This window comes from Escherichia sp. KTE96 (assembly GCF_000408525.1).
Classification (GTDB): domain Bacteria; phylum Pseudomonadota; class Gammaproteobacteria; order Enterobacterales; family Enterobacteriaceae; genus Escherichia; species Escherichia marmotae.
This window is the reverse complement of record NZ_KE137149.1, coordinates 2,191,022-2,208,190: the sequence shown is the minus strand read 5'-3', so window position 1 is coordinate 2,208,190 and position 17,169 is coordinate 2,191,022. Positions and strand designations below refer to the sequence as shown.

The following is a 17,169-nucleotide window of genomic DNA, read 5'->3' as shown; positions in this document are numbered from 1 at the left end:
GTAATCCCCCCTGATGCCACATCATATTGTTATTGTTGAAGATGAGCCGATTACCCAGGCACGCTTACAAACCTACTTTACCCAAGAGGGGTATACCGTTTCCGTTACGGCGAGCGGTGCCGGGCTGCGGGAAATTATGCAAAATCAGCCGGTCGATTTAATTCTGTTGGATATTAATTTACCTGATGAAAATGGCCTGATGTTAACCCGCGCGTTGCGGGAACGTTCGACGGTAGGCATTATTCTGGTTACCGGACGCAGCGATCAGATTGACCGCATTGTCGGGCTGGAGATGGGCGCGGACGATTACGTAACCAAGCCGCTGGAATTGCGCGAACTGGTGGTGCGGGTGAAAAATCTGCTCTGGCGCATCGACCTCGCGCGGCAGGTGCAACCACTTACTCAGGACAACTGTTATTGCTTTGCTGGTTATTGCCTAAATGTGTCGCGCCATACGCTGGAGCTGGATGGCGAGCCGATTAAACTGACCCGCGCAGAGTATGAAATGTTGGTGGCGTTTGTGACCAATCCCGGCAAAATTCTCAGTCGCGAACGTCTGCTGCGTATGCTCTCTGCCCGTCGGGTGGAAAACCCCGACCTGCGTACCGTCGATGTGTTAATTCGTCGTTTACGCCATAAACTCAGCGCGGATTTACTGGTGACTCAACATGGCGAGGGCTATTTCCTAGCCGCTGATGTGTGCTGATAAAAATAGACCGGACGAAATCCTCCTGGCGACAGCGAGCGGCGAATATGTTTACGGTCGGCATTTTTCGGCGTCAGGATTAAAATCGGTGGGCTGATATTATCAGACACCGATTGTCCCTGTAATTGTCTGATAGCCTGCTCAACAGCCAGTTCCCCCTGCCAGACCATTTGATCGCTGGCAGCCATAATCACTCTTCCCCGCTTCAGGCCACGATAAACCTGGTGTGAAAGATAAAATGACACTACGGTGAGCGGCGTTTTCAGGTTGCGCCCTTCGCCCATCGCCGCCTCTGCGGCAATGGCCGTTCCGGCAACAACGTCGATTTCTGGATGACGCTCCAGCATCTCCTGCAACAGGTTACGCTGGATTTCAATATCGTTATCTCCGAGCGCAATATCAACAATACGCACCGGGCTTCCGGCAATGGCTGCGCGGAACCCCGCTACCATCTCCTTACTACCTCCGGCGTTGTCCGGGCCGGGCATCAACAATACATTGAGAGGTTTTCCGTTGCTCCATTGCACCAGATACCGCCCCGGCTGATAGCCCATCTGAAACCAGGGCACGCCAACGCGGCTTGTTACCTGTGAGTCGTCAATGGCATTCACCAGCTCGATCACTGGCAGACTTTCTACCTGCTTTTGCAATTCGGGAAATGACGTCGTGCTGCTACCGAGCAAAATCGCTTCTGCGCCCCATTGTTTACACTGCTCAATTTGCGCCTGCTGAGTAGCCAACTGACCGTAGCCACCGGCCTCCAGCACTTTTAAATCCACACCATAGCGGCGGGCTGCTTTCTGCATACCATAGTTCAACGATAACCAGTATGAATCCTTCAGACTGGGATAGAGCGCACACAATTTCCATGAGCGTTTGACTTTAAGTGATGTAACAGGCTGCTCCGTAAAATGTTGCGCATCATGCCAGCGCAACAGGTTATCGCCCGCAAAAACGGGTAACACGAAAAAGGGAAGAAGTAACAAAAGCAGTATGCGCATGATAGCCTCATCAATAATAAGGCTTTATGCTAGATGCATTCCACTTTGCGACTCAACCTTTTTCACCTAAAGTGCACCAACTGTGAATTTAACCCTGACCCGAAGACTCTGGATGGGCTTTGCCCTGATGGCGTTGCTAACCCTGACCAGTACTCTGGTGGGATGGTACAACCTGCGTTTTGTCAGCCAGGTAGAAAAAGCCAATACTCAGGCATTGATTCCTACCATGAATATGGCGCGTCAGTTGAGCGAAGCCAGCGCCTGGGAACTTTTCGCCGCGCAGAACCTGACCAGTGCCGATAACGAAAAGATGTGGCAGGCACAGGGGCGAATGCTCACCGCGCAAAGCCTGAAGATTAACGCGTTGTTGCAAGCGTTACGGGAACAAGGTTTCGACACCTCTGCGATTGAACAACAGGAGCAGGAGATCTCCCGTTCGTTACGTCAGCAAGGCGAACTGGTGGGGCAGCGTTTGCAACTGCGCCAGCAACAGCAACAACTCAGTCAGCAAATTGTCGCTGCCGCTGATGCGATCGCACGTATGGCGCAAGGTCAGGCGAATAACGCTGCGACCTCTGCCGGAGCCACTCAAGCCGGGATTTATGATTTGATCGAACGTCATCAACACCAGGCTGCCGAAAGTGCGCTCGATCGGCTGATTGATATCGATCTTGAGTACGTTAACCAAATGAATGAACTGCGTCTCAGCGCCCTGCGGGTGCAGCAAATGGTGATGACTCTGAGGCTGGAGCAGATCCAGAAAGATGCGCCAACGTTGGAAAATCAACTCAATAATGCAGTGAAAATTCTACAACGTCGGCAAATACGCATTGAAGATCCGGGTGTGCGCACACGGGTGGCACAATCCTTAGAAATCATTCATCGTTATAGCGATTTACTGGCGCTTTATCAGCAGGACAATGAAATCAGCAATCGTCTGCAAACTCTCGCCCAAAATAACATCGCCCAGTTCGCACAGTTTAGTAGCGAAGTCAGCCAACTGGTTGACACTATTGAGCAACGCAACCAAAGTGGACTCACTCATCTGGAAAAAGCCAGTGAACGAGGGCAATACAGCTTGCTACTCCTGGGCGTTGTTTCCCTTTGCTCTTTGATTCTGATCCTCTGGCGCGTGGTTTATCGTTCAGTCACGCGCCCACTTGCCGAACAAACGCAGGCACTGCAACGCCTGCTGGACGGCGATATCGACTCCCCTTTCCCGGAAACCGCTGGCGTGCGGGAGCTGGATACCATCGGGCGGCTGATGGATGCTTTTCGCAGTAGTGTTCATGCGCTTAATCGCCACCGCGAACAACTGGCAGCGCAGGTCAAAGCGCGCACTGCCGAATTGCAGGAACTGGTAGTAGAACACCGGCTGGCACGGGCGGAAGCAGAAAAAGCCAGTCAGGCAAAATCGGCGTTTCTGGCGGCAATGAGCCATGAGATCCGCACTCCGCTGTACGGCATTCTCGGCACCGCTCAACTGCTGGCGGATAACCCGGCGCTTAACGCCCAGCGTGATGATTTGCGGGCAATTACCGATTCTGGCGAATCATTGCTGACCATCCTTAACGATATTCTCGATTATTCGGCTATCGAAGCAGGTGGCAAGAATGTCTCGGTCAGCGATGAACCGTATGAACCGCGCCCGCTGCTGGAAAGTACCCTGCAATTAATGAGCGGGCGGGTGAAAGGTCGTCCGATTCGACTGGCAACGGAAATTGCCGACGATGTACCGACCGCGTTAATGGGTGATCCGCGACGTATTCGCCAGGTTATTACCAATTTGTTGAGTAATGCCCTGCGTTTCACTGACGAGGGGCAGATTGTCCTGCGTAGCCGCACTGATGGCGAACAATGGCTGGTCGAAGTGGAAGACAGCGGCTGTGGTATTGATCCCGCGAAACTGGCTGATATCTTCCAGCCATTTGTTCAGGTGAGTGGTAAACGCGGCGGCAGTGGACTGGGGTTGACCATCAGTACCAGCCTGGCCCAGGCGATGGGCGGCGAACTGATCGCCACAAGCACGCCGGGGGTTGGAAGCTGTTTTTGCTTACGGTTACCGTTACGCGTTGCCACCGCGCCAGCACCTAAAATAGTCAATCAGGCGGTGCATCTGGATGGTTTACGCTTGCTGTTAATTGAAGATAACCCGCTAACGCAGCGTATTACCATCGAGATACTGAACGCCAGTGGTGCTCAGGTCACTGCTGTTGGAAATGCCACGCAGGCTTTAGAGACGCTGCAAAATAGTGAATCGTTTGCTGCCGCGCTGGTGGATTTTGATCTGCCGGATATCGACGGCATTACACTTGCCAGGCAACTTTCGCTGCAATATCCGTCGCTGGTTTTGATTGGCTTTAGCGCCCATGTCATCGACGAAACGTTGCGCCAGCGTACCAGTTCGCTATTTCGCGGAATTATCCCTAAACCGGTGCCGCGTGAAGTGCTCGGTCAGTTACTGGCGCACTATCTCCACCAGCAAAAAAATAACGATCAGCCGCTGGATGTATCGCAACTCAATGAAGATGCACAGTTAATGGGAGCGGATAAGATCCACGAATGGCTGACATTATTTAAACAACATACCCTGCCGCTTCTTGATGAAATAGACACTGCTCGCGCCAGACACGACAGCGAGAAAATCAAACGCGCTGCGCACCAGCTAAAAAGTAGTTGCGCCAGTCTGGGAATGCGCAGTGCCAGCCAGTTGTGCGGGCAACTTGAGCGGGAACCATTAGCCGCTCTCCTGCCGCGCGAAGAAATTACACGCAGTATCGCGGCTCTGGAAGAGTGGTTGAATAAGAAAGACCTGAACGCGATTTGAATCAATATCAGCCAGATAAGAAGACTTAGAATAGTAGCATTTAGCATGCAACTTAATGGACTGGCAAAATCATGGCTGAGAAAAAAAGAATCCGCTGGCAGCGGCGGCCAGGCACAACGGGCGGTAAATTACCGTGGAATGACTGGCGCAATGCCACGACCTGGCGTAAAGCGACGCAATTATTACTGCTGGCAATCAATATTTATATTGCCATCACCTTCTGGTATTGGGTGCGCTATTACGAAACGGCAGGTAGTACGCCTTTTATCGCAAGGCCAGGTGGTATTGAAGGCTGGCTCCCTATTGCCGGTCTGATGAATCTGAAATACAGCCTTGAAACAGGCCAGTTACCTTCCGTGCACGCCGCCGCGATGCTGTTGCTGGTCGCTTTTATCATTATCAGCTTGCTGCTGAAAAAAGCCTTTTGCTCGTGGCTATGCCCGGTTGGTACGCTATCTGAGTTAATTGGCGATCTGGGGAAAAAACTGTTTGGTCGGCAATTTGCCCTTCCTCTCTGGCTGGATATTCCTCTGCGTGCGGTGAAATATCTGCTGTTGAGTTTTTTTCTCTATATCGCGTTATTCATGCCCGCTCAGGCGATTCACTATTTTATGCTATCGCCCTACAGCGTGGTGATGGATGTTAAAATGCTCGATTTCTTTCGTCATATGGGGACAGCGACGTTAATCAGCGTGATCGTTTTGCTGATTGCCAGCCTGTTTATTCGCCATGCCTGGTGTCGTTATCTCTGCCCGTATGGCGCGTTAATGGGACTGGTTTCGCTATTATCGCCGTTTAAGATTCGTCGCAATGCCGAAAGTTGTATCGACTGCGGCAAATGCGCAAATAATTGTCCGTCACGGATCCCTGTCGATAAATTAATCCAGGTTAGAACGGTGGAATGTACCGGCTGTATGACCTGCATCGAGTCATGCCCGGTCGCCTCAACATTAACTTTTTCGCTGCGAAACCCCGCGATAAATAAAAAAACTTTTGCGTTATCTGGCTGGCTAATAACACTACTGATATTGGGAATTATGTTCGCGGTGATTGGTTACGCGATGTATGCAGGTGTATGGCAAAGCCCGGTGCCAGAGGAATTGTACCGACGCTTAATTCCACGGGCGGCAATGATTGGTCATTAACAGAGTGACAAGCGGAACATCACCTCGTGCTGGGGTGATGTCCACAAAATCACATTATTTGGATTTTGACGTCATAGCCTTCAAGCCCGGTCATTTTCTCCCGCGCAGTGAAGCGAATTTCAGAGACTTCTTTCCCTGTGCTCTTGTTTAATTCGGTGATTTTTTGCGCAATAAAGTCGGAGATTTCTGTTTCGGCTTGTTTTTTTAGCTCTTCAATATTCACTGTTAACCTCTTCTGGTCTTAAAAGGCAGCAACACGCCAGTAAGGTGTTGGTTCCCTGTTCAGGTAACAAAAGTTATAAGCTATCTGCCTGAAAGATTCAATAATCAGTAGGTTATCGCTCAATATGCATACAGGGATGAGTGCAAACAGAAGATATAAAAAAGGCTCCGCGAGGGAGCCTGATATTATTTTGTGAAATCCAGTGGCGCATGGTCTGTGCGTATTTGTAAAGCAACGTTATCAAAGGTGATCATCGTCGATTTACAGAAAATACACTTAGCTCCCAAAGGATTTCGCTCCGTCACATCGAATGCCGATGTGCGGTACTGTGAACCATGACAACATGGACAGCGGAAATGGAGATGTTGAGTAATAACGGCAACCTTAGAGCGCAACAACGTTCGCTGCCGAGGGACCACGTTGCCCCTGCTCAATAGAAAATTCGACTTTCTGATTTTCATTCAGAGTGCGGAATTCATTGCTCTGGATGGCGGTGAAATGAACGAAGACGTCCTTGCTGCCATCATCAGGAGTGATAAAGCCAAAACCTTTATCTGCGTTAAACCATTTTACTAAACCAGTCATTTTATTAGACATATTTTACTTCCTTCATTTTGGGCCTTTCGGCAAACAGGGCTTTAATACAGAAACTACTTAGTGTTCAGGAGAGAGACTCAAAAGAAGGGGATAATGCCTGATAATGAGAACTGCTTTAGTAAACTACTTTGTATGCTGTCTGTCTTTCAAACCGACGCAGCTATTAACGCATGATACACATAATTAAGCAAATTTATTTTAGCCGTCCGGCGGTCTTAAATATCGCTGGCTTTATTTTTTTAAAACCGTATAGTGCAGCGCAGTATTTTTAGTAAGGAATTTGTTTGTCCCGTAAAATGACAGGAATTGTCAAAACCTTTGATCGCAAAAGCGGCAAAGGATTCATCATCCCCTCCGACGGTCGTAAAGAAGTCCAGGTCCATATTTCCGCATTCAGCCCCCGCGACGCAGAAGTACTTATACCAGGGTTACGCGTAGAGTTTTGCCGCGTTAATGGCCTGCGTGGACCAACAGCGGCAAATGTTTATTTATCCTGATATAAACTGCAGGCCGGAATACGCGCTTCATTCACGATTTGCGTAAAATCCGCCAGTGAACACATGCCCTGCGCGTTTCTTTCTTCACACTCGGCCAGCGTCAACTTCACTTCCCCTGGCGGCGTATCAAGCGACAGACGGGCTTTATCACGCATCTGCTGCAAGGTCTGGAATACCAGCGAAACCTGAATCCACTGACTGTTATCACTTAGCCGCCGCCAGCGTTCAAATACCAGTTCACCTCCCGGCGGGGTGTTATCCGGTTGGCCCGGCAGCGTCCAGTTAAGTCCCAGTGCCCCACCTAAATCCGCCAGGTTAGTATCATGCCCGGCAATAAACAGCAGCGAAGTCGGTAGCGTAACACCATAGCTCTGCCTTTGCGGATTATGTGGCGTCAGCGCCGTCAGGAGCAAATCCAACAGGGGCGTGGCACGGCTACGGGCCACTTCTGGGGTACGTTGCAGCAGATAAAACTGCGCATTATGCAGACTCAGCAAGGTGTTCCACTGGTGTGAATCAGTAATTCGTCCCCAACCAGGCTCCGGCATTCCCTGTGCCTGCTGCAGGAGAAATATCTCCGTCAGCATTGATGCCAGACTCACCGCACCGGTTAATGAAACGTTATCGGTACTTACTTTCAGTTCAGACGGCAATACTTGCGTCAATGAACAACTTTCGTCTTGTTTCTCTCGTTTGAGGCACAGACTTGATTGCGGGAAATTAAGCACCCGCTCCAGTTCGTGAAATGCCGTTTGCCGATGATCAGTAAAGTTAGTGATCGAGCCGCCTGCCCTGTTAAGAATAGCTTCTGTCACGTTCGCTTTATCCAGTTGGCAGACACCGGTTTTCAGCGGGTTAAATAGCGGATCGGGACTGGCGGTGTCTGACCGGGTATGTACGGTTATTGCACAATTGGGAGCCAGCCCGGCGGCAAAGGCTTCGCCTGTTTTACGGGTGCGTTCGTCGACATCAGCAATAATCGCCACCTGACCTGGTTTCGGACAGCCATTTTTTGCCAGCAAACCGTCAGTCACCAGACGCTGGCGTTGGTAATGTCCGAGATAAGAGATCAGCTCACCGCCTCGTGGTGTCAGCCAACCCAGTTTCACCGGCCAACCTGGCCATGTGTCTGGAGTAATTTCCTGCATGAGTTGCGTAGATTTAGTGGGGGCACGCACGCCATGACGGCTGACAATCACCACACTCTCCAATTTCAGTTCCGGCTCACTCTGAGCGTATGCAGGTAGTGGTGTTAACGGAAGCAGAAGAGAAAAAAAGGGGAGCAATATCGCTTTCATCGCCAGGTTTCCGTTTTTCATGTTTCGCATTATTGCCGGATACGACGCTGACGCTTCTTCTCCGGCCTATGTTCGTTGTGCGTCAAATCAACCTTTTAGACGCGGTTCCAGCCACACCAACACCACGGTGGAGAGTGAACACATCAACAAAATGCCGACGAACCACAATAAATACCACATTGTTCATCCCTCCTTAGTACAGCTCATGATCGTGATGGCGGAGAGTTTCAGTTGTCATACGCCCCCACATTTTGTAGTAGCTCCACACAGTGTAGAGCAACACAATAGGCAAAAATATCAGCACAATTACTAACATAATGCTCAACGTCAGTTGACTGGAGGTGCTATCCCACAGCGTCAGGCTGGAGATCGGGCTGATGTTCGAAGGCATAACAAATGGAAACAGCGTGATGCCTGCCGTGAAAATCACGCCAAATTGCATCAATGACGCCAGCAGAAATCCCCAACCGGGGCGACCACGATAAATCGCCATCACCGTCAGCAACGGGCAGAAGAAACCCAGCAGCGGGAAGATCCACAATACCGGCGATTCAACAAAATTATTCATCCAGGCACCAGGTAGTACCGCAACCAGTTTCATTAACGGATTGGATGGACCGTTAACATCCTGAGCGAGCAATACGAAGCCATCAATACCAACCCACAGCCAGTACCCCGCCAGCAAAAAGCAGAGCATCACCAGCAGAGCCGCGCGTTTGGTCGCCAGTTGCGAACGCAGGTGAATAGCACCGACTGTTTTTAGTTGCAGCCAGACGCCCCCTTGCAAAATCACCATTCCAAGACTGAGCAAACCGCACAGTAGAGGGAATGGCGTCAGCAATTGCCAGAAGCTACCGAGGTACTCCACGCGTAATTGCGGCGTGAAAGCAAACGGCACGCCGAGTAACAAATTGCCAAACGCGATACCGAAGACGACCGGCGGTATCAGACTACCGATGACCAGCCCGGCATCCCACATTTTACGCCAGCGTGCATCCTCGATTTTTCCGCGATAATCAAAGGCCAGCGGGCGGAAGAACAGCGAGCACAGCACCAGGATCATCGCCACATAAAATCCAGAAAACGCAGCGGCGTAAACTCTGGGCCAGGCGGCAAATAATGCCCCTCCCGCGAGGATTAACCAGACCTGGTTGCCTTCCCAGTGTGCGCCAACACTGTTAATCACTATCCGGCGTTCATCATCATCACGCGCCACCAGCGGCAGCAGGCAACCGATCCCCATGTCAAATCCGTCGGAGATCATAAAGACCACCAGAATCACGCCAATCAGTAGCCACCAGATGAAGCGCAATGTTTCATAATCAAACATGATTCTCTCCTTTACCCCTGCTGCTGTGTCGGTTGTTCACTCTGCATCGCGCTTGGCCCCAGACGGGCATATTTCTGCATCAGGTAGACTTCAGCGATTAAGAACAGGGTGTAAAGCCCTACTATCATGATCAGTGAAAAAGCCAGTTGTCCTGTGGTTAAGGCAGAGTGCGCGGAGTATGTTGGCAAAATGTCCTGAATCGCCCACGGCTGACGGCCAAACTCGGTCATAAACCACCCTGCTTCAATGGCAATCCACGGCAGCGGCAAACTCCAGAGCACCATTTTCAGCACCCAACGATGCTGGTCGATTTTGCCGCGCAGCGTCTGAACGAGCGCAATCAGCATTACCAGTAACAACAGCGAACCGCAGCCCACCATGATGCGGAAACTCCAGAACACCGGCGCAACTTGTGGAATAGCACCGCGCATAGCCGCCTGATACTGCGCAGGTGTGACATGATTCATATCCGGCGCATAGCGGGAGAGCAACATGCCATAACCGAGATCGTTTTCCAGCTCATGAAATGCTTGCAGTACATGCGGCTCGCGGTTGCCTTGCGAAATCTCCTGCATCAGCAGCCAGGCCATACGCCCGCGTTGCAATCGTGGATAAGTTTCAGCCATCAAATTTTTCAACCCTGGTACAGGCTTATCTAATGAGTGAGTGGCGAGGATCCCTAACAGCGCAGGGATTTTGATGGCAAAAGCGTTACGCTCTTGATCCTGTTCCGGCCAGGCAATGAGATGGAACGGCGCAGGTGCCGGTTCGGTTTGCCACTCCCCTTCCATTGCCGCCAGTTTTACCGGCTGAACGCGTGCGACTTCATAGGCAGAACTGTCTCCAAGTTGCAGCGCGCCGATTATCGCCAGTGTGCCAAAGACCGAACCGATAGCAAACGAACGTAAAGCGACATCACGCTCCCGTCCGCGCAGTAAGTACCAGGCGCTGATCGCCATAATGAACATCGCCCCGGTCACATAACCTGCCATCACCGTATGGACAAATTTCACCTGGCTGACGGGGTTAAAGACCAGATCGCTGAAACTGGTCATCTCCATACGCAAGGTGTCGATATCGAAATGCGCGCCGGTCGGAAACTGCATCCACCCATTGGCATTCAAAATCCACAATGCGGAGATATTGGAACCAAATGCCACCAGCCAGGTGACCAGCAGGTGCTGGTATTTATTCAGCCGTTGCCAGCCAAAGAAGAACAGACCGACAAAGGTGGATTCGAGGAAGAAGGCCATTAATGCTTCCATCGCCAACGGTGCGCCAAAAATGTCGCCCACATAGTTGGAATAGAATGACCAGTTAGTACCAAACTGAAACTCCATGGTGAGACCAGTAGCCACGCCGAGAGCGAAGTTGATACCGAAGAGCTTACCCCAGAAGCGCGTCATATCGCGGTAGACTGTTTTGCCGGTGACCACGTAAATGGTTTCCATGATAGCCAGCAAAAAAATCAGCCCCAGGGTAAGGGGCACGAACAAAAAGTGGTATAGCGCGGTCAGTGCAAACTGCCAGCGCGACAAATCAATAACATCCCACATGCGAACTCCTGTAGGCGAAGAGAGGGAAATAACCCTTTAATAGTAGATCTCCCTTTTTATCCTTACAGTTTGTAGGTGGTTGTATTCGCTGATTGCGATATTCATAGGACTGAAAGCGATATTTGCCGCCATTTTCACTGTTGCGCGCTTTCTATAAGCCACTGACACACCTCGCCCAACCGCTGCGCGGAGTCCGCCAAATCTTCCGGCGCTGCCAGCACAACTTCCGGTATCGGGCAGATTTCATAACTCTCAAGTAATGGGCCTTTTAACGTATCCATACAGCGTAAATGCCAGACATGTCGCAAACCGGTGGCGTTGATATAGCTCTCGCCATAGCCAATAGTGCGAATCTGGATATTACCCGGCCCGCACAGCCGCGAGAGAAATAACCTGTCAGCCTCGCTGACAGGCAACTGCGTCAGGTTAATACTATGTGGCTGCGCCTCAGGATTACGCACATGCGCCAGCAATTCATGAGCCAGCGGCAGTCCGTTCATCAGACCATCAATGGGCGGTGGTAGCAGCGAATCTGTCGGCAGCGTATTATGCGTTGCCGCCTGCCATAACGGCAGCGGCGCGCAGCCTGTCTCCAGCCGGTCTTCCAGCAACAGCTCACCGCTACGCCTGCGTACTCGCCACAATCCGCAGAAGATCGCCTCCTGAATTTCACTTTCACTGCCGTCAATATGTTGGATGCGCACTGACACTTCCCCTTCTCCGAGAAGCGTATTGATAAAGTGGCGATCATCAGCATTGAGATTTAACAGATCGACGGCCAGCACCTCGCCTAATGGCGGTACGCGTTGCGTTAGTTGATGCTGTAGATCGTTTAACAGCGTAATCACCCGTGGACTATGAGCACACTGCTCCAGTGCCGCCATGCTCGGTTCATCATTCACCTGACAGGTAATTGGCAGCGGATTCATGCTGAAACTGTCATCATCAGGTTGCGTTCCTGGCCCCAGCAGATGGAAAAAAGTCTCACTCATGAATCACATTCCTGTTTTGATTCGACAAGGCCGCGCATCAGGTTTATCAGCTCTGCCCACGGGTGAATGCCATTCAATACGCCGCGATAATGACCATCAGTAAACACTAATGTGGCTGGAAAACGAAAAACACTAAATCTGTCTCCGATGGCTTCACTTTGCTCAAGATCGGCAATTGCCACCTGCCATGCATAATCTGGAAACTCACGCAGTAGCTCTGCGACCATCACCGGATTATCACTGACTTCAGGAGTACGTTTCGGATCGCTGCTTAACAGCACCACACTATCCGGCGCTTGCATAAGCCACTGATCGAGACGAGGCTCAGTGATCGGCGTCCAGCCACGCGCCAGCATACGTTGCCACAACGCACTAAAAGGTGAGTCGTTAATCATCCCTGCTCCTCCAGCGTCATCCGATACTGACGCAAGCGAACACCTTCGTAATTTTCCATCGACAGACAGTCATAATTGAGACAACGCGATTCCTCCGCCCGTTGCGGCACAACTCCCCACGCCGACAGTTGCACCAGCGCCGCCTGTTCCGCTGCAGGCAGTTGCTCCCGCGCAAGCTCGCTAAGGCTACCGCCGTAGTCGTCGAGCATTGCCGGTTGTAACCCGACGAGGGCAATATGTGTTGGCAGATGTCCGCGGATATCTGCCAGCGCTAATACTTCGGAGAAACTGTTCTGGTGCAGGCTCATTTTCTTCGCACTGAGATATGCCGGAATGCGCTCTCCGGCATATGTTCGTAGTGTTCCGGGTTCCAGCCCGTAATCAATAGCATCGAGAATCAACAGATGGCTGGCGTTTTCAACATACCCCAGCAGGTTCAGCCCCTGAGTACCACCATCGACAATCTCCACGTTTTCGGGCCAGTGATAATGGGCATACAGCCGTTCCGCCACCCGCACACCGAAACCTTCATCGGCCCACAGCAGGTTGCCCAACCCCATTACCACTACACGTTGCTCGCTCATGAACGCTCCTTGTCGCTGCTCATTTTTCCAAATTTGTGGCTACGGTAGCCGTTCACCATCGTGGAGATCACCGTGTCGTCGGACATGATGTCTTCACGCAGCGCCATATAAACATGACCAATCACAAATGCGCCAATCAACCACATGCCCAGCCGATGCCAGCTATGAATGTCCAGCGAGTTGCCGCCCGTCCAGTAGAAAAATTCCACTACATAACGAAACGGCGCAAAAATGGCGTACTGGCTGTGTTCGCTATACAGCGCAAAACCGGTGACGATCATAAAAACAGACATCAGGAAATAGCCGAACATCGCAGCCTGCGCGATGGGGTTATGGCCAATGTCAGCGCTCGGGCGTTTTGCCAGAAACAGATACCAGCGGATTTCGTACCACACGCCCAGCCACCAGCTTTTGCGCCATACCGGCACGATGAAAAGCTCGCGTGAGTAGCGATTGCCGACAAACGCCCAGTAGATCCGCATCAGCAAGACGACGGTAAAAATCATCCCGGCGCTGAAGTGTATTAGCCTGATGTAGCCCATATAGAACAGATACGTCGCCTCACCACTGACTGAAGGCAGCGGCTTGCCGATAAAGTAGCCGGTGACCATCAATACCGCCATGCACAGCACCGTCAGCCAGTGCCATATCCGCACGGGCGCTTCAAAGACATAGTGGCTGATAACGTTGTCGCTTTTCTCTTGCATGATGATTCTCCTTCGCTGTTAGCGCACCTGCACGGAGATCAGTTCGCTACCGTCGTCGCCCAGCACATGCGTTGAACAGGCGAGGCACGGGTCGAAGCTGTGCAGGGTACGCAGGATCTCCAGCGGTTGCTCGGGGATCGCCATTTTGGTGTTCATCAGTGCGGCTTCATAAGCACCAATTTGCCCTTTGGGATCGCGCGGGCTGGCGTTCCAGGTGGTCGGCACCACACACTGGTAGAGATCGATTTTGCCATCGCGAATAGCGGCCCAGTGACCTAAAGCCCCACGCGGTGCTTCAGTAAAGCCGACGCCACGGCACACTTTCGGCCAGGTCGCAGGCTCCCATTTTTCGGTGGAGGCGGTGGCAAGATTGCCGTTTTTCAGGTTGGTCATTAACTTGTTGAAAAAGTACTGTAACTTACTTGCAGCCCACTGAGCTTCATGGGCGCGGCACAGAATGCGGCCTAACGTCGACTGGATGCCAGAAAGCGGCAGGTTCAGCGCCGACATCATCCGATCAACCGACTCAACGGTCGCAGCATCGCCTTTGTGGTAAGCGATTAACGTGCGAGCCAGCGGCCCTACTTCCATCGCATGACCGCGCCAGCGTGGCGCTTTGATCCACGAGTAGCGCTCCTGTTCATTCAGTTGCTGAATGTTTGTATCGCTACCTTTAACGTCGCCGGGGTTGTACCACGGGTCGGTGATACCATCGAACGGATGACGCCCGACCTGATCGTCGGGATAACGATACCAGGCGTGATCGACAAATTCCTGCACCTGCTGCGGATCAACTAAATCCACTGGCAGTACGTTTTTGAAATCGCCATTGATCACCGCACCGCCAGGCATCAGCAGACTTTTCTCGCCAAAGTCGTTAGCGATATCCGGGAACGCACCGTAGCTGAGGACGCATTTATCAGAAAGGCCAGTGCCGATTTCACTCCACGGTTTGTTGAACTGGCCGATGGCTAAGGCGTCGGGGATCATCACGTTATTAATGAAGTCCGCCGTGCGGGTAATGATCGACTGCACCAGGTTCAGGCGCTCCATATTAACCGCCCCGACCGCACCGCTTTCGTCGATATTTATGGCACAAGGCATCCCGCCGACAATCCAGTTGGGATGCGGGTTTTTACCGCCAAAGACCGCGTGGATTTTGACAATCTCACGCTGGAAATCGAGAGCTTCGAGATAGTGAGCAAAGCCCATCAGGTTGGCTTCTGGTGGCAGTTTGTACTGCGGGTGCCCCCAGTAGCCGTTGCGGAAGATCCCTAACTGCCCGCCTTCGACAAATTTCTTCAGTCGATTTTGCACATCAAAGAAGTAACCTGGGGAAGACTTCGGCCACGAGGAGAGGCTTTGCGCCAGTTCGGAAGTTTTACGCGGGTCGGCTTGCAGCGCGTTAAGTACGTCGATCCAGTCCATTCCGGCGAGCTGATAAAAGTGCACCAGATGGTCGTGGCACCAGAGCGTCGCCAGCATAATGTTGCGAATGATATTGGCGTTATCCGGCACTTTGATGCCAATAGCATCTTCAATGGCGTAAACCGAAGCCAGGGCGTGTACGCCGGTGCAGACGCCGCAGATACGTTCAACGAACGCCCACGCATCACGCGGATCACGGCCTTGCAAAATGATCTCCAGCCCGCGAAACATCGTGCCGCAGGAGACAGCATTGGTGATCACATTCTGATCGTTAATATTCACTTCACAGCGCATATGACCTTCGATACGCGTGATCGGGTCGACCACCAGGCGACGTCCGGCATTATTGATGGTGTATCCCTGAGTTTCGTACTGAGTGCTCATGCCTGTTTATCCTCGTTGCCTGGCTGTTGTTCGGTCTCTGCTGGTTGCTGGTTATGACGTCTGCGCTGGTCAATCGCGCTGGCGACTGCATGTACGCCAACAGCCGCAGCCACGACGCCAAGCGCGGTTAAGCCCACGGTATCGGCGGTAGAGTGCGTTCCCATCTGCGGAATATCGACCACGCGGCTGTAGAATGAGCCGCGATCCCAGAAACCATTTTCAGAACAGCCCAGGCAACCGTGACCGGACTGGATCGGGAAGGAGACGCCATCATTCCAACGGGTTGAGGAGCAGGCGTTATAGGTGGTTGGCCCTTTACACCCCATTTTGTACAGGCAGTAACCTTTGCGAGCGGCGTCATCGTCCCAACTCTGGACAAACTCACCAGCGTCAAAGTGGGCGCGGCGATAGCATTTATCGTGGATACGTTGACCGTAGAACATCAGTGGACGCCCCATTCTGTCGACATCTGGCAGGCGATCAAACGTCACCATATAAGTAATGATGGCGCTCATCACATCCGGGATCGGCGGACAACCAGGGACTTTAATGATTGGTTTGTCGGTAATGACTTTATCGATAGGCGTTGCCTGCGTCGGATTGGGGCGAGCGGCTTGTACGCAGCCCCAGGATGCGCAGGTTCCCCAGGCAATAATTGCGCTGGCCCCCGCGGCGGCACGTTTGAGTTTCTCAATAAACGGCCGACCGCTGCTGATACAAAACATCCCCTGCTCGCCCAGAGGCGGGTTACCTTCTACTGCAAGGATATATTTGCCGTTGTATTGCGTGATGATATCTTCAAAGACTTCCTCCGCCTGAGTACCAGCGGCAGCCATTAAGGTATCGTCGTAGTCGAGAGAAATAAGGGAAAGAATGACATCCTTCGCCAGCGGATGAGCAGAACGGATAAAAGATTCGGTGCAGCAGGTACATTCCAGACCGTGGATCCACACTACCGGAATACGCGGTTTATTCTCCAGCGCCCAGGCAATCTTCGGTGCCATCCCCGCGCCTAATCCCAGCGAGGTGGCAGCCAGACTGCAATATTTAAGAAAACTCCGCCGGGTAACCCCCTGACGTCGCATAGCCTGGTAAAAGGTTTCCTCATTATTCATATCGCACGTCTCTTCTCCTTGCGACACCGACTGAAGTGCCGGGCGCTTTTGGTCGGCAAGCGACGTCCCTGTAGCAAGGTAAACTATCGCTTCACGAGAGAGACAGAAAACGAAAGCTCATCCTTCTGCACTGGCGCACGTCGCCAGAAAGTATTGTTAATAAAGCGTAGTGAACGTTTTGCACAAAACAATACAAAGTATGTGGATTTATCTTTTAGCGATAAAAATGGATCTTATTTTCCTAAAAGCCTGGCGCAGGAAGATTACGAGTGGTTTTTATGGCGACGAAACACCCAAATTGCTGTTATTTCACGCAAACAACACCATTTTGGCTGTTTTTCAGGCAAACAAACAAATTGGGGGTTTACACGACGCATCGGGATG

At 51.8% G+C, this 17,169-nt stretch carries 18 protein-coding genes and 1 pseudogene; 4 read left to right on the top strand and 15 right to left on the bottom strand.

What is annotated here, in order from left to right; translation table 11 throughout:
- The first annotated feature begins 13 nt into the window (after positions 1–13).
- The gene (torR, locus tag A1WG_RS04420; protein WP_001120100.1) at positions 14–706 is read left to right on the top strand and encodes a two-component system response regulator TorR; all 693 of its coding nucleotides are present in this window, start codon (positions 14–16) and stop codon (positions 704–706) included.
- Here torR and torT read toward each other — a convergent pair.
- Positions 679–1,707 (bottom strand): TMAO reductase system periplasmic protein TorT, encoded by a 1,029-nt coding sequence (gene torT, locus A1WG_RS04425; protein WP_001516147.1) that lies wholly within the window; start codon positions 1,705–1,707, stop codon positions 679–681. The genes torR and torT overlap by 28 nt on opposite strands.
- Positions 1,708–1,789: 82 nt before the next feature.
- On the opposite strand from torT, the gene torS reads away from it, so the two are divergent.
- Entirely contained in the window at positions 1,790–4,534 is a 2,745-nt protein-coding gene (torS, locus tag A1WG_RS04430; RefSeq protein ID WP_001054762.1) for a TMAO reductase system sensor histidine kinase/response regulator TorS, read from the top strand.
- Between the two features lie 71 nt (positions 4,535–4,605).
- A complete protein-coding gene (locus A1WG_RS04435) occupies positions 4,606–5,679 on the top strand; it encodes a 4Fe-4S binding protein (protein WP_001516145.1) in 1,074 nt (357 codons plus the stop codon).
- 49 nt (positions 5,680–5,728) lie between these two features.
- Here A1WG_RS04435 and A1WG_RS04440 read toward each other — a convergent pair whose 3' ends face one another.
- The 4 genes and pseudogenes from A1WG_RS04440 to cspG form a co-directional block, all read right to left on the bottom strand.
- Positions 5,729–5,902, bottom strand: a complete 174-nt coding sequence (locus A1WG_RS04440) for a GnsA/GnsB family addiction module toxin (RefSeq protein ID WP_001019201.1) — start codon at positions 5,900–5,902, stop codon at positions 5,729–5,731.
- A pseudogene (locus A1WG_RS25005) lies at positions 5,892–6,113 on the bottom strand (cold-shock protein). Before A1WG_RS25005 ends, A1WG_RS04440 begins: the two are co-directional and overlap by 11 nt.
- Positions 6,088–6,276 carry a cold shock small protein YmcF gene (locus A1WG_RS23730; protein WP_071524879.1) on the bottom strand — a complete coding sequence of 63 codons (189 nt, stop codon included), beginning with the start codon at positions 6,274–6,276 and terminating at the stop codon, positions 6,088–6,090. The pseudogene A1WG_RS25005 and the gene A1WG_RS23730 overlap by 26 nt, the downstream one beginning before the upstream one ends.
- Before the next feature lie 10 nt (positions 6,277–6,286).
- Positions 6,287–6,499, bottom strand: coding sequence for a cold shock protein CspG (gene cspG / locus A1WG_RS04445; protein ID WP_000066492.1), 213 nt, complete (start codon positions 6,497–6,499; stop codon positions 6,287–6,289).
- 284 nt (positions 6,500–6,783) lie between these two features.
- Between cspG and cspH the strand changes: the two genes are divergently transcribed.
- Positions 6,784–6,996: a cold shock-like protein CspH gene (gene cspH, locus A1WG_RS0122250; RefSeq protein ID WP_000087760.1), complete on the top strand. Its 213-nt coding sequence runs from the start codon at positions 6,784–6,786 to the stop codon at positions 6,994–6,996.
- Here the strand turns inward: cspH and A1WG_RS04450 are convergent.
- From A1WG_RS04450 to hyaA, 10 genes are all read right to left on the bottom strand, one after another.
- The gene (locus tag A1WG_RS04450) at positions 6,984–8,294 is read right to left on the bottom strand and encodes an AppA family phytase/histidine-type acid phosphatase (protein ID WP_001516144.1); all 1,311 of its coding nucleotides are present in this window, start codon (positions 8,292–8,294) and stop codon (positions 6,984–6,986) included. The genes cspH and A1WG_RS04450 overlap by 13 nt on opposite strands.
- Before the next feature lie 87 nt (positions 8,295–8,381).
- Positions 8,382–8,474 (bottom strand): cytochrome bd-II oxidase subunit CbdX, encoded by a 93-nt coding sequence (gene cbdX, locus A1WG_RS04455; protein ID WP_000270307.1) that lies wholly within the window; start codon positions 8,472–8,474, stop codon positions 8,382–8,384.
- A 13-nt stretch (positions 8,475–8,487) separates the two neighbouring features.
- Complete coding sequence (appB, locus tag A1WG_RS04460; RefSeq protein WP_001516143.1) at positions 8,488–9,624, bottom strand: cytochrome d ubiquinol oxidase subunit II; 1,137 nt, start codon at positions 9,622–9,624, stop codon at positions 8,488–8,490.
- A gap of 11 nt (positions 9,625–9,635) precedes the next feature.
- Positions 9,636–11,180: a cytochrome bd-II oxidase subunit 1 gene (appC, locus tag A1WG_RS04465; protein WP_001516142.1), complete on the bottom strand. Its 1,545-nt coding sequence runs from the start codon at positions 11,178–11,180 to the stop codon at positions 9,636–9,638.
- A gap of 134 nt (positions 11,181–11,314) precedes the next feature.
- Entirely contained in the window at positions 11,315–12,172 is an 858-nt protein-coding gene (locus tag A1WG_RS04470; RefSeq protein WP_000004881.1) for a hydrogenase expression/formation protein, read from the bottom strand.
- Positions 12,169–12,567 (bottom strand): hydrogenase-1 operon protein HyaE, encoded by a 399-nt coding sequence (gene hyaE, locus A1WG_RS04475; RefSeq protein WP_001516141.1) that lies wholly within the window; start codon positions 12,565–12,567, stop codon positions 12,169–12,171. The genes A1WG_RS04470 and hyaE overlap by 4 nt, the downstream gene beginning before the upstream one ends.
- Positions 12,564–13,151: a hydrogenase 1 maturation protease gene (gene hyaD / locus A1WG_RS04480; RefSeq protein WP_000003648.1), complete on the bottom strand. Its 588-nt coding sequence runs from the start codon at positions 13,149–13,151 to the stop codon at positions 12,564–12,566. Before hyaD ends, hyaE begins: the two co-directional genes overlap by 4 nt.
- Positions 13,148–13,858 (bottom strand): Ni/Fe-hydrogenase b-type cytochrome subunit, encoded by a 711-nt coding sequence (hyaC, locus tag A1WG_RS04485; RefSeq protein WP_001156752.1) that lies wholly within the window; start codon positions 13,856–13,858, stop codon positions 13,148–13,150. The genes hyaD and hyaC overlap by 4 nt, the downstream gene beginning before the upstream one ends.
- Positions 13,859–13,876: 18 nt before the next feature.
- A complete protein-coding gene (hyaB, locus tag A1WG_RS04490; protein WP_001516140.1) occupies positions 13,877–15,670 on the bottom strand; it encodes a Ni/Fe-hydrogenase large subunit in 1,794 nt (597 codons plus the stop codon).
- Positions 15,667–16,785, bottom strand: coding sequence for a hydrogenase 1 small subunit (hyaA, locus tag A1WG_RS04495; protein ID WP_001516139.1), 1,119 nt, complete (start codon positions 16,783–16,785; stop codon positions 15,667–15,669). The genes hyaB and hyaA overlap by 4 nt, the downstream gene beginning before the upstream one ends.
- Between the last annotated feature and the right edge of the window lie 384 nt (positions 16,786–17,169).